Here is a 13,044-nt window from a genome sequence, read left to right on the forward strand (position 1 = left end):
AAAAATTCAAGAAAAAGTGGCCTTTGCGCGCATCCACAAAGCGCAAACAGCTACAAATACAATAGCAAACTCTCTACACATCACCAAGGCTGCCACACCAACCCTGTGTTTTCCACGGAGTCGCATGGCAGTGCCCCACCCTCACCTCGTCTGCCGCGCCAGCCACACACCCGCCGCCGCCAACGCCATCCCCGCCAGCGCCCAGCCGGTGAGCGTCTCACCAAACATGGCCCAGGCGATCAGGGCCGTGGTGGGCGGTGTCAGGTAGAACAAGCTGGCCACGTTCACCGCGCCGCCCCGGCGAATCAGCAGGTTCAACAGGCTCACCGCGCCCAGTGACAACACCAGCACCAGCCAGCCCAGCGCAAACACAAACTCACCCGTCCATGTGATGGCCATGGACCCGGTGGCATAGGCCAGCGCAGCCATGGCGATGGCACAGGGCAGGTATTGGATGACCGAGCCCGTGCGCAGATCGAACGAGGGGCAAAAGCGCTTTTGGTACAGCGTGCCCGCCGTGATGCCCAGCAACGCCACCACGGCAGGCAGCAGCATGCCCAGCAAAGCACCTGCGGGCACCGTCGCCACCTTGCCCGCCACCACCAGCGCCACGCCGCCGAACCCCAGCCCCAGCCCCGCCCACTGCGCGGGCCGCACCTTCTCGCCCAGCAAGGCGCCCGCCACCAGCGCAGTCAACAGCGGCTGTAAGCCCACCACCAGTGCCGTGATGCCCGACGGCAGCCCGTGCCCAATGGCCATGAACACCCCGCCCAGGTACACGCCATGCACCAGCAGGCCCGACACCGCGATGTGGCCCCAGGCCCTGCCCGCCGGTGGCCAGGGCGCACGCACCACCGCCACCACAGCCAGCATGAGCACGGTGACGATGGCAAAGCGCAGCCCGAGAAAGGTCAGCGGCTCCACATACGGCAGACCCAGCTTGGCGCCGATGAAACCCGTGCTCCAGAGCGCGACAAACAGCAATGGGACGAGTGAATCCAGCGGATTCGACACGGGGGATGAATGGGGTGTTGCCTGGGTCATGGAGTATGAAAACAAAGCGCCTGGCTGCGGCAGCCAGGCCAGACAGGAAGAAAGGCCCGGGGCGGTGGGCAAAACAGAGAGAGGACGCGGCCCATCATCGCAGCGTCTGCCCCACGCCCGGTGCTTCGTCCGCACGGGCCCTGGCCGCAAACCAGTCCACCACCCACGCGCGAAACGCCGCCATGGCCGCCGTGCTGAACCGGCCCGAGGGCCGCACCAGGTAGATGCCTGCATCTGCATTGAGCTGCCACTGGGGCAGCACACGCACCAGCTGGCCTGCGTCAATGCAAGGCTGGATCAGCCAGTCGCCCCCGGCCAGGATGCCTGCGCCGAGCGTGGCGGCTGTCAGCAGCGCTTCGTTGTCATTGCTCACCAGGCTGCTGTGCACCACCACCGTGTGGCTGGCGCCCGCGCGTGAGGTGAGCTGCCATTCGGGATACGACGCCAGGCCCGTGAAGCCCAGGCACTGGTGCTGCGCCAGGTCGGCGGGCGCCTGTGGCATGCCATGCTGCTGCAGATAGGACGGCGCTGCGGCCATGATGCGCCGGTGGCCGCACAGCCGCGTGGCCACCAGCCCGCTGTCGGCCAGCTTGCCAATGCGGATGGCGGCGTCAAAGCGCTCGCCCACAATGTCCACCAGCCGGTCGGCGTATTCCACCTCCAGCGTGACCTGCGGATGGGCCAGCGCAAACTCTGCCAGCATGCCGCTGAGCAGCCGCCGCCCCATGGCCGCAGGCACCGACACGCGCAATCGCCCGCGCACCTGCTGTGCGCCCTCGGCCGCCTCTGTCTGCGCCTGTGCGATCAGGCCCATGGCCTCGCGCACTTTCTCCACCAGCTGCAGCCCTGCGTGTGTCAGGTGCAGCTGGCGCGTGGTGCGCTCCACCAGCCGCACGCCCAGGCGACGCTCCAGCGCATTCAGGCGTTTGGACAGCACCGAGGGGTGGCGCTGCAAGGCGCGGCCCGCGGCAGCAAACGAGCCCCCATCGCTCAGGGCAAGAAGGGTCGCCAACTCATCGGCATGCTGGCTGTCGAGCAGGTCCATCAAAGATCAAGGCGCCACGGCGTGGCACCACACAAGGTCACGGGGTAAGGATGATCGCACCTTGCGATCGCCCCTGCTCCAGGTCGGCGTGGGCCGCCGCCACATCGGCCAGCGCATAGCGGCGCCAGATGTGCAGCGTGATGATGCCGGCGGCCACAGCCTGCAGAACGTCCTGGGCGCGCTCCTGGTACTCCGCCGCCGTGGCCGTGTGCGCGGCCAGCGACGGGCGGGTGAGGAACAGCGAGCCCTTGGCATTGAGCGTGCCCACCTCGATGGGTGCGGGCAGGCCCGAGGTGGCGCCAAACGACACCAGCAGGCCGCGCGGACGCAGGCAGTCCAGAGACGCGTTGAGCGTGACCCGTCCGATGGGGTCGTACACCACGTCCGCCTTGTGCCCCAGCGTGACCTCCAGCACCTGCGCGGGCAAGGTGGCGGGGTCAAAGACAAACACCGCGTCGCACCCTGCCGCACGGGCCCGCTCCACGCTCTCTGGTTTGGAGACCACCCCCATCACCAACGCACCCAGGTGCCGGGCCCAGGCGCACATGAGCTGCCCCAGCGCTCCGCCCGCCCCATAGATCAGTACCTTGGTTCCGGGCACGACGGCATAGGTTGTCTTGAGCAGGTACTGCGCCGTGATGCCTTTGAACAGCACCGCCGCCGCCTCGTCAAAACCCAGCGCATCGGGCAGCTTGACCAGCCGCTCGGCCGGGAACAGGCGGGCGCTGGCATAGGCCCCCAGCGGCCCGGTGGCATAACCCACACGGTCGCCCACCGCCACATTCAGCACCCCTGGGCCCACGGCCACCACCCGCCCTGCGCCCTCCAGCCCCAGGCCGGACGGGAACGGGATGGTCACCGCGCCTTTGCGCTGGCCCACGTCCAGCGGGTTCACGCCGATGGCCGCCTGTTCGAGCCACACCTGCCCGGGGCCGGGCACCTGAGGCTCAACCGCCTCCAGTCGCAGGGCCTCTGGCCCACCTGCCGCATTGATCCGAACGCTCACTGCCATGGGGCTTTCCTTGGGGATGAATTTCATGCCCCGAGCGTAGGTTTTGGCGCCGGGCTGATCAATCCGCTGGCCTGCAGTTGACTCCTGCACCGGCTGCACGAAACCCCAAGGCACAGGTGGGAAGCCCGTTGGTGAGCGCAGGGCAGGCCAGCGCAAAAAAACACAAGAAAATGCGGCCCTCCGCGCATCCATCATGCGCTTTAAGCTATCCAATTAATAGCAAATTATGGATTCACTCCGTCGCGATAGAAAGAGCGGGTGTGAGCAGCCCCACCATCTGCCCACACCCTCCCTTCGCAAACCGGTCGGCTTCGGGGGCCGGTACGCCAACGGAAAACACGCGCTAGCCCGCAGCCACCGCCAGGCCCAAGGCGGGCTGGTGATCCAGGCCGCCCACCACCCGGCTGGTGCTGAAGCGCTGCTCCACCTGCCTGAGGAAATGCGTGAGCAGCAAGCGGTACAGGCCATCGCCCAGGGCGGCGTCCTCCACCCCCACATCCAGGTTCGGGTTGTCGTTGATCTCGATCACGTACACCCCGGATGCCGTGGCCTTCAGGTCCACGCCATAAAAACCATGACCCACCAGGCGGGCAGAGCTGACTGCCGCCGCCAGCACCTGCGGGGGCACCTGGTCCAGCGGTACGGCCTGCACCCGGCCTTCGGTGTACTTGCCATTGGCCGTGTGTTGCAGGATCTGCCAGTGGCCGTCGCACATGAAGTACTTCGCTGCGAAGATGGCCTGGCCTGCCAGCACGCCGATGCGCCAGTCGAAGTCGGTGTACATGAACTCCTGCACGAGGATGATTTCCGACTCCTTGAGCATGTCCCGGGCGATGCCATGCAGCTGTTCAAAGTTCTCCGCCTTTTTCACACTGCGGCTGAACGCGCCGTCCGGCACCTTCACCACCACCGGGTAGGCCAGCCGGTGCTGCATGTCGGCCAGCGTGCGGCGGCTGACCATGTGCGTGAGCGGGGTGGCAATGGCATGCTCGCGCAGCAGCTCTGCCAGAAAAGCCTTGTTAGTGCAGCGCAGGATGGACGCGGGGTCGTCGATGACCGGCATGCCCTCCGCCATGGCTTTGCGCGCGAACTGGAAGGTGTGGTGGGTCACGGCCGTGGTCTCGCGGATGAAGAGTGCATCAAACTGGGTCAGCCGCGCCAAGTCCTTTTTTTCGATCAGCTCCACGGCAATACCCATCTCCTGCCCCACATCGACCAGCTTGCGCAGGGTCTTGAGGTTGGACGGCGGCAAGCGATCGTGCGGGTCGTGCAGCACCGCCAGGTCCATGCGCGGCTGGGGCATCGCGATCATGGGGCGCCAACTTCGCCGTGTGTACTGGAGCAGCGCTTGCACGAAGACCTCGTCGCGCGCGGCATCCACATCGCGCAGGTCCAGCGCCTGTATGCCACCGATCTGCCAATGGGCCGACTGCTCCTGCCTCTCCAGCGTAACCTCCATCAGTGGGCAACGGAACAGCTCGAAGCTTTTGCGAGCCAGCGCAGCCAGTGCGGGGTCTTCCATGATCCCGAAGAAGACATGCAGCGTCAGTGTGTTCACAGAGCGCGGTATTTCCTTGAGCGGGCCAATCAGCCGGTTGAGCTGCGCCAGCGCCGATGGCTCGATGCGTTTGCGCTGCAGGCTCAGGATGGTGTCCACGCTGGGCGTTACGCGGTCACCACGCGCCTCGGCCAGCAGCGAGCAGTAGTAGCCCATGCTGAGGTAGCCGTAGCTCCTGCACAGGTTGGTGACCTTGCGCACGCGCCCACGGTGAAGCGGCTGTTCTGCAACGAATTGCTCTGCTGTGATGACCTTGATGTCGGGCTGGCTCCATCGAAAGTCGGCCAGCTTCTCCACCACGATGACATGTTCTGAGGACAATTTATTTCTTTCCAGAAAGGATGACGGCCGCAGTGCGCCCACGGCGCCCATACCTTGCGACTTTCTTGAATTCACTCCAACTGATGGACACACCGCCGTCCGGGTCACCGGAACGTGCCATGGGGTCCAGCAGGCGAAACACCGCACCGTCGAAGCCTGTGATGACCACCCAGTGCGGCGTCTTCTGCCGGTGCAGGCGCCACAAACTGATGAGCACAATGGGCAGGCGCCCCGCCCGCAGCTGCTCGATCACGCTGTCGGGCGACACGGGCCGCGCATGGATCGGCACCTGGCGCGCCTCCAGCGCCGCCCTGAAGTCGTTCTCCACCAACTGGATCACGTCCTTCTTGCGGGGGTCGCGCACGCTGTCCATGAACAGCGAGGCACCGGCAGCCGCATACACCGACACCTCAAAACCGTGGGCCAGCGCGGCATGCGCCAACCCAAAAGGCCCACACCCGCCATGGCCTGCGGCCATGAACACCGTGGTGGCCTCGCGCCACAGGCGGATCTCGGCCGCCTGATTCACCGGCATGGCGGGGTCCATGGCGGACATCGCCATCAGCAGCGCACAGGGGCCGCAGGTGAAGTCCAGCGTCTGTGCATAGTGGCGCACCTGGTACGACGCCGCTGCCTGGGCCAATGCGCCATCGAACAGGTCCTTCTGAAAACACAGGGCCTGTTCGCCATCCTCGTAGTAGGCATTTTTGCAACCGGTGTGCACAAAGCCGTGGCGCGCGAAGAGACGGTGCGCCGACAGGTTGCCTGCCCTGCTCTCGAGCCGCAGCACTGCGCAGCCCGCATCGCGCGCACCCTGGATTGCCGCCGCCAGCAGCCCGCTGGCCACGCCTGCGCGCCGCATGGACGGCGCCACCGCAATGGAATACAGGCGTGCCACAGACGACCCTTCGCGGCGCAATACCACGCAGGCCCCGTCCAATGTCTGCCCTGATCTGACCACCAGTACACGTGCCGAGGGGCTCAACAACAGACGCCCCCAGCTCCTGCGCGAAATCCGATCGCTGGAGAACGCGGTGTTTTCCAGCTGCTCCAGTGCGGGCAAATCTGCAGGACCCGCCGTTGCGACGCCCCGCACATCCGTCGATGGTTGTCGCTTCACGGGCAGTCCCCACGGGGCCGCTGCGCCTTGCGGTCAGACAGCTTCAATGCCACCCACCCCACTCCGATCGGAACGACAAGCACCAGCACGGCCAATAGCAACGCGATCCAATCAGCCATGGCGCTGCAGCTCCGGGCCCACGCCACGCAGGGCGCTGCGCACAGAGCCTGCCTCAATGGCCTGGCAACGTCGCGCGCTGCAATGGTTCAATGGCATGAAAACGCCCCCGCGCAAGCAACACTGGCCACACAACCGAGTTCGAGCTGGGGCAGGCCAGAGACCAGGCAACGCTTGGCACTCTCCAGGTCGCGCCGGTGGATGTACAAAGTGCCCCTGGCCGTGTGGCGGGGCACGTCGAACGCCAGGCTGTATCCGCGCAGCTGCCGCCCCAGCACGGCCTGCAGCCTTGCACGCAGGCTTTTCCCATCGGCATACGGTGTGGTGAACGGAACCAGCACCAACGCGGTGGGATCGCTATCGCTCTCACCCAAAGGCAACAGGGATACCCGGTGCAAGCCCATACTGGGACAACTCTTCATCAGCATGTTTTCACCACACGGAGCCCCCGGCAGGGGCGCTTGTGGCCGGTGTTGAACATGCTTTCAGTCTAGAAAATCCGGCGTAAATCGTTCGTAAAAAATGCGGGGGAAGACATCAAATCGCTGTCAATCCAGCGGGGCTGGCCACGCATGTGCGCGGGTGCGAAGGGCTGGCGCCAGCCCTACACCGCCAGGCGGTATCCCACCCCCGACTCGGTGAGCAGGTGGCGGGGCTGCGCAGGGTCGGCCTCCAGCTTTTGGCGCAGGTGCCCCATGTAGATGCGCAGGTAGTGGCTCTGGTCCGACCGCATGGGCCCCCACACTTCGCGCAACAGCTGCTTTTGGGTGATGACCCGCCCCGCATTGGCCACCAGCACCATGAGCATGCGGTACTCGGTGGGGGTCAAGTGCACCTCCACACCCGCCTTGCGCACCAGGCGCGCACTGCGGTCCACCTCGACATCGCCGAAATGGAACAGGGGCTCCGCCGCCTCCTGCACCAGCCCGTTGCCGGTGGCGGCGCGGGGCCTGCGCAGGTTGGCCCGCACCCGCGCCAGCAACTCGCCGGTGCCAAAGGGTTTGGTGAGGTAGTCGTCTGCACCGGCATCGAGTGCGGCGATCTTGTCGGTCTCATCGGTGCGTGCAGACAGCACGATGATGGGCACGGCGGACCAGCCCCGCACATCGCGGATCAGCTCCACCCCATCGCCATCGGGCAGCCCCAGGTCCAGCACCAGCAGGTCGGGGTGGCGGGTGCCAGCAGCCGACAGCCCCTCGCGCAGGGTTCCCGCCTCGTGCACCTGCCAGCCCTCGGCCTCCAGCGCGCTGCGCACAAAGCGCCGGATCTGTGGCTCGTCCTCGATCACCAAAACGGTACGTATCTGCATTGTTTTCTTCAGGGGGCAGAAATGCCCCGCTCCATCTCACTCAAACCGGGGTCGGGCGGCGGCTCGCGCCGCGCCAGGGTCACCGTGAATTCTGCCCCGCCCCCTTCTACGCTGGCGGCGGAGATCGCACCGCCATGCGCTTGCACGACGGCCTTGCAGATCGCCAGCCCCAGGCCCACGCCCGGGGTCGCGGATTCCGCCTGGCCCCGGGTGAATTTTTCAAACAGGGTGTGTTCTTTGCCACGCACCGAGGCGGGCAGGCCCGGGCCATGGTCTCGCACCTTCAGCACCAGCATGTTGTCTGTGGTGGATGCTTTCACCACCACCGGCCCCGCGCCGTATTTGGCTGCATTCTCCAGAAGATTGACCAGCACGCGCTCGATGAGCACAGGGTCGAACTCCACCAGCGGCAAGTCGGCGGGCACCTCGGTGCGCACAGGCATGTCGCCCAGCGCGGGTCGGGCGGCCCGGATGGCAGAGCCAACCACCTCTTCCACCGACTGCCAGTCCCGCCGCAGATGGACGCTCTGCCCCGACACATCGCTCTCCAGGCGCGCCATGTCCAGCAGGTTGCTGACCAGCGCATTGAGCTGGTGCGCCTGGTGCACGATGGCCTTGGCCACGGCGCCGGTTTCTTGCGGCGGCGCGCTCCGCAGCGATTCGGCGAGCGTGATCAGAGCCGTGAGGGGGGTGCGCACATCGTGCGACACCGCGCCCAGCAGGGCATTGCGCAGCCGTTCAGACTCCATGTCCACCACGGCCTGCTGCGCAATGTCCACGTAGTGCACACGCTCCAGGGCAATGGCGATCTGCCGGGCCAGGGTGTCGAGTTGCTGCGCCTGTTCGGGGATCAGCAGCCAGCGGGGCTGGGCGGGTTCCAGCGCCAGCACACCACGCACGCGCATGGGGGCCTTCAGCGGCACGTAGCGCCAGGCCTGCGCGGCCAGGGTGCTGGTTGCCAGCCCGGCGCTCTGGCCCTGGCGCAGCGTCCAGTCCGCCACGCTTTTGTCGAAGCCCGGCGGCAAATCGTCGGGGTACTGAAGGCGGTCCGACGCGTCCAGCGCCACCACCACGGCGCGGCCCCCGAAGTGCCCCTGCACGGCCGCCGCGCCGATCTCGATGACCTGGCTGGTCTCCAGCGCCGCAGACAGCTCGCGCGTCAGCTCAAACAGCGACTGGGCCCGCCGCTCCCGGCTGATCGACACCCCAGCGGCAAACCGCAACCCGGCCGTGAGCTGCCCCACCAGCAGCCCCACACCCAGCATCACCGCAAAGGTGACGATGTACTGCACATCGCTCACCGCGAACGACAGGCGCGGTGAGACGAAGAAAAAATCGAACGCCAGCACATTCAGCAAGGCCGCCATCGCTGCGGGCACGCGCCCAAAACGCATGGCCACCGCGACAACCCCCACCAGGTAGAGCATCACGATGTTGGTCAGCTCCAGCAAACCATGCAGCGGTGTCGCCAGCACCGTAACGGCAACGCTGGCGCCCAGCGCCCACAAAAACCCCTGCCAGCGATAGCGCCCTGCGCCGGGCTCGCCCACATCCCCGTCATCATCCAGGCCCATGTTGCGGTCCCACAGCGCCCGAGGCAGGCGCCGCGAGCTACCCGCATGCGCTGCCTCCACGATGTCGAGTGATGGCGCCCGTTCGGCCAAATCGCGCGCAACACCTTTGGATGCGAGAAGTTTGCGCCACCCCGCCCGCGCGGCGGGGCGCCCCAGCACCAGGGTGGCGCAGTTCAGATGCAGCGCCTGGGCCGCCAAGGCGGGCGCCACGCGGTCGCCCGTGAGCACGGCCGTTTCGGCTCCCAGCTCCTGCGCCAGTTGCAGCACGGCCAGAATCTTGTCGCGCAGGGCTGCGCCCAGGCGCTGCAGCCTTGGCGTCTCCACATAAGCGGCATGCCATTTCACATTGAGCTGCCCCGCCAGGCGGGCGGCTGTGCGCACCGTCTGTGCCGCGTCTTCATGGGGCCCGACACAGGCCAGGATGCTGCCCGAGGTGTTCCAGGCACTGGCCACGCGGCTGCCGGAAGCGCCCGACTGCTCCACCCGCCAGCCCAGCACATCGTCTTCCACATGCTCCGCCGTGCGCCGCAGCGCAATCTCCCGCAGGGCGATCAAGTTACCCTTGCGGAAAAAGCTCTGCGCCGCGCGTTCGGCCTGCTGGGGCACGTAGACCTTGCCAGCGCCCAGGCGGGCGATCAGCTCGTCGGGCGTCGCATCGACCAGCACCACTTCGTCGGCGTTGTCCAGAACGGTGTCGGGCACCGTTTCGTGCACACGCACACCGGTGATGGCCCCCACCGTGCCGTTCAGGCTCTCCAGGTGCTGAACATTGAGCGCGGTCCACACGTCGATGCCAGCGGCCAGCAGCTCCTGCACATCCTGCCAGCGCTTGGCGTGGCGGGAACCCTGCACATTGGAGTGCGCAAGTTCATCCACCAGCAAGATGGCAGGCTTGCGGGCCAGGGCCGCATCCAGATCGAACTCGGAAAGCGTCCGGCCCCGGTACTCCACCTGCTTCAGGGGCAGCGACTCCAGCCCCTCCAGCAACGCAGCGGTTTCCGCGCGACCATGGGTTTCCACCACGCCGATGAGGATGTCGCGCCCCGCGCGCCGCTCGCGCTGCGCGGCACTGAGCATGGCCCAGGTCTTGCCGACCCCGGCATTGGCACCGAAGTAGATGCGCAGCCTGCCCCGCTGGGTCTGCTCTTCCTGGGCGCGCAGTTGCGCAATCAAAGCATCGGGGTCGGGGCGCTGGATGTCAGTCATGCATCAACAAGTATCGGTGCCAAAAGTCAGAGCATGTCAGCGCACGTCAGCGCAAGCCGTCGAGCGCCAGGTTCAGCGCCAGCACGTTCACCCGGGGTTCGCCCAGCAGCCCCCACAGCGGCTGCTCCGCGTGCTTGCCAATCACGGCATTCACGCTGACCACCGGCAGGCTGCGGGCCCGCGCCACGCGCCCTGCCTGGTACTGCGCCGCAGCCAGGCTGATGTGTGGGTCCAGGCCACTGGCCGAGGCCGTGACCAGATCCACCGGCACGGGGGCCGTGTTGCCGGGGTCGGCCGCGCGCAGGGCTTCCACGCGCGCTTTCACCGCATCGGCCAGCGCCGGATTGAGCGGCCCCTGGTTGGAACCGCTGGACGCCGCCGCGTTGTACGGCATGGGCGCCGTGGCCGATGGGCGGCCCCAGAAATGCCCGGGGTCTGAAAAGTTCTGGCCGATGAGCGACGAACCGACGGTCTGGCCATTGCGCTGCACCAGGCTGCCAGCTGCCTGCTGGGGGAACACCGCCTGGGCGGCGCCCGTCACCACCAGCGGATACAGCAGCCCGGTCAGCACGCTCAACAAGGCAAACAGCACCAGCGCGGGGCGAAGAATGTTTTTCATCAGAATCTCCTCAGATCAGCCCGACGGCCACAAGTATCCAGTCAATCAGCTTGATGCCCACAAACGGCACCAGCAGCCCGCCCAGCCCATAGATGGCCAGGTTGCGACGCAGCAGCGCCGCCGCACCCACCGGGCGGTAGCGCACACCGCGCAAGGCCAGGGGAATCAGGAACACGATCACCAGCGCATTGAAGATCACGGCCGACAGGATGGCGGACGACGGACTTGCCAGCTGCATGACATTGAGCGCGGACAGCTGCGGGTAGGTAGACACGAAGATGGCCGGCACGATGGCGAAGTATTTCGCCACGTCGTTCGCAATCGAGAACGTGGTGAGCGAGCCGCGTGTCATCAAGAGCGCCTTGCCGGTCTCCACCACCTCCAGCAACTTGGTGGGGTTGGAGTCCAGGTCCACCATGTTGCCCGCCTCCTTGGCGGCCTGTGTGCCGCTGCCCATGGCCACGGCCACGTCGGCCTGGGCCAGCGCGGGGGCGTCGTTGGTGCCGTCGCCGGTCATGGCCACCAGGCGGCCTTCCGCCTGGTACTTGCGAATCAGCTCCAGCTTGTCTTCGGGTGTGGCTTCGGCCAGGAAGTCGTCCACCCCCGCCTCGGCCGCGATGGCTGCCGCCGTGAGCTTGTTGTCGCCGGTGATCATCACGGTCTTGATGCCCATGCGGCGCAGCTCGATGAAGCGCTCCTTGATGCCCGCCTTGACGATGTCCTTGAGCTCGACGATGCCCAGCACATGGCTGCCCTCGGCCACCGCCAGGGGCGTGCTGCCGCGCAAGGCCACCTGGTCGGCCGCGCTCATGACATCCTGAGGCATCTTGCCGCCCAGGGCTTCCACATGCTTGGCCAGTGCCAGCACGGCGCCCTTGCGCAGCATGGTGCCCGCAGATTCCGGCTGTCCCTCTCCTGCGGGCAAGTCCACGCCGCTCATGCGGGTCTGGGCTGTGAAGGGCACCAGCTTGACGCCCTGCGGGTTCTGGCCATCCACGCCAGCGCGGCGGGCCAGCTCCACAATGCTGCGGCCTTCAGGCGTTTCATCTGCCAGCGACGCCAGCAAGGCGGCGCGCGCAAGGCGCTCCTTGGACACACCCGGCGCAGGCAAAAATGCGCTGGCCTGGCGGTTGCCGTGGGTGATGGTGCCGGTCTTGTCCAGCAGCAGCACGTCCACGTCGCCTGCGGCCTCCACGGCCCGGCCCGAGGTGGCGATCACATTGGCCTGCATCATGCGGCTCATGCCAGCCACCCCCACGGCAGACAGCAGGCCGCCAATGGTGGTGGGGATTAGGCACACCAGCAGGGCCACCAGCGCGGTCAGCGAGACCACGGTGCCCGCGCCCGATGCCTGCACGCTGAAGATCGAAAACGGCAGCAGGGTCACGGTAACAACCAGGAACACGATGGTCAACGCCACCAGCAAGATGGTCAGCGCGATCTCGTTGGGCGTCTTCTGGCGCTTGGCGGCTTCCACCATGCCGATCATCCGGTCGAGGAACGACTCGCCTGGGTTCACCGCCACGCGCACCACCAGCCAGTCGGACAACACCCGGGTGCCTCCGGTCACGGCAGAAAAATCACCACCGGATTCACGCACCACAGGGGCCGATTCGCCGGTGATGGCGCTCTCGTCCACCGAGGCCACGCCTTCGATCACCTCGCCATCCAGCGGGATCACATCGCCCGCCTCCACCAGCACCACATCGCCCCGGCGCAGGTTGGTGGCCAGCTCGGGCAAAAACGCAGCATCGTGCACAGGCTCCTTGAGCTTCTTGGCCCAGGTTTCCTTGCGCAGCCCGCGCAGCGATGCGGCTTGCGCCTTGCTGCGCCCTTCGGCCAGCGCTTCGGCAAAGTTGGCAAACAGCACGGTGAACCACAACCAGACCGTGATGGCCAGCACAAACGCTGGGCGCATGCTCGCATCCTCAGGCGCATTGAGTGCATGCAGCCACAGCAGCGTGGTGAAGATACTGCCGATGTACACGATGAACATCACCGGGTTGCGCCACTGCACAAACGGACTGAGCTTGGCCAGCGCGCCCCAGAGCGCGGTCTTGATCAACGCTGCATCCAGCAGCGAAACGGAAGAAGTTTTTTTCTTGGTCATTGCCATACC

Annotated in this window: 10 protein-coding genes; all 10 read right to left on the minus strand. The window is 66.5% G+C overall.

Annotated elements, in window-relative coordinates; translation table 11 throughout:
• Nucleotides 1-141: 141 nt before the first annotated feature.
• Nucleotides 142-1,044, minus strand: coding sequence for a DMT family transporter (locus AvAM_RS15390; RefSeq protein ID WP_137747859.1), 903 nt, complete (start codon nucleotides 1,042-1,044; stop codon nucleotides 142-144).
• Between the two features lie 94 nt (nucleotides 1,045-1,138).
• Nucleotides 1,139-2,089, minus strand: coding sequence for a LysR family transcriptional regulator (locus AvAM_RS15395; RefSeq protein WP_137747860.1), 951 nt, complete (start codon nucleotides 2,087-2,089; stop codon nucleotides 1,139-1,141).
• 37 nt (nucleotides 2,090-2,126) lie between these two features.
• Nucleotides 2,127-3,101, minus strand: a complete 975-nt coding sequence (locus tag AvAM_RS15400; RefSeq protein ID WP_137748111.1) for a quinone oxidoreductase — start codon at nucleotides 3,099-3,101, stop codon at nucleotides 2,127-2,129.
• Between the two features lie 343 nt (nucleotides 3,102-3,444).
• A complete protein-coding gene (locus AvAM_RS15405; RefSeq protein ID WP_137747861.1) occupies nucleotides 3,445-4,980 on the minus strand; it encodes a RimK family protein in 1,536 nt (511 codons plus the stop codon).
• A 1-nt stretch (nucleotide 4,981) separates the two neighbouring features.
• A complete protein-coding gene (locus AvAM_RS15410; RefSeq protein ID WP_307722879.1) occupies nucleotides 4,982-6,100 on the minus strand; it encodes a peptidase C39 family protein in 1,119 nt (372 codons plus the stop codon).
• Between the two features lie 206 nt (nucleotides 6,101-6,306).
• Nucleotides 6,307-6,591, minus strand: a complete 285-nt coding sequence (locus AvAM_RS15415) for a hypothetical protein (RefSeq protein ID WP_137747862.1) — start codon at nucleotides 6,589-6,591, stop codon at nucleotides 6,307-6,309.
• 230 nt (nucleotides 6,592-6,821) lie between these two features.
• A complete protein-coding gene (gene kdpE, locus AvAM_RS15420; protein WP_094291090.1) occupies nucleotides 6,822-7,526 on the minus strand; it encodes a two-component system response regulator KdpE in 705 nt (234 codons plus the stop codon).
• Nucleotides 7,527-7,534: 8 nt separating this feature from the next.
• Complete coding sequence (locus AvAM_RS15425) at nucleotides 7,535-10,306, minus strand: DUF4118 domain-containing protein (RefSeq protein WP_137747863.1); 2,772 nt, start codon at nucleotides 10,304-10,306, stop codon at nucleotides 7,535-7,537.
• A gap of 46 nt (nucleotides 10,307-10,352) precedes the next feature.
• The gene (kdpC, locus tag AvAM_RS15430) at nucleotides 10,353-10,925 is read right to left on the minus strand and encodes a potassium-transporting ATPase subunit KdpC (RefSeq protein WP_137747864.1); all 573 of its coding nucleotides are present in this window, start codon (nucleotides 10,923-10,925) and stop codon (nucleotides 10,353-10,355) included.
• 10 nt (nucleotides 10,926-10,935) lie between these two features.
• Nucleotides 10,936-13,035, minus strand: a complete 2,100-nt coding sequence (kdpB, locus tag AvAM_RS15435; protein ID WP_137747865.1) for a potassium-transporting ATPase subunit KdpB — start codon at nucleotides 13,033-13,035, stop codon at nucleotides 10,936-10,938.
• Between the last annotated feature and the right edge of the window lie 9 nt (nucleotides 13,036-13,044).

The sequence above is a fragment of the Acidovorax sp. NB1 genome (assembly GCF_005405905.1).
In the GTDB taxonomy this organism is placed as follows: domain Bacteria; phylum Pseudomonadota; class Gammaproteobacteria; order Burkholderiales; family Burkholderiaceae_C; genus Acidovorax.

Bases quoted from the DNA above. Each gene is read 5' to 3' on its own strand.
- kdpC (WP_137747864.1), bottom strand. From the start codon at position 10,925: ATGAAAAACATTCTTCGCCCCGCGCTGGTGCTGTTTGCCTTGTTGAGC.
- kdpB (WP_137747865.1), bottom strand. From the start codon at position 13,035: ATGACCAAGAAAAAAACTTCTTCCGTTTCGCTGCTGGATGCAGCGTTG.
- AvAM_RS15425 (WP_137747863.1), bottom strand. From the start codon at position 10,306: ATGACTGACATCCAGCGCCCCGACCCCGATGCTTTGATTGCGCAACTG.
- AvAM_RS15400 (WP_137748111.1), bottom strand. From the start codon at position 3,101: ATGGCAGTGAGCGTTCGGATCAATGCGGCAGGTGGGCCAGAGGCCCTG.
- AvAM_RS15390 (WP_137747859.1), bottom strand. From the start codon at position 1,044: ATGACCCAGGCAACACCCCATTCATCCCCCGTGTCGAATCCGCTGGAT.
- AvAM_RS15395 (WP_137747860.1), bottom strand. From the start codon at position 2,089: ATGGACCTGCTCGACAGCCAGCATGCCGATGAGTTGGCGACCCTTCTT.
- kdpE (WP_094291090.1), bottom strand. From the start codon at position 7,526: ATGCAGATACGTACCGTTTTGGTGATCGAGGACGAGCCACAGATCCGG.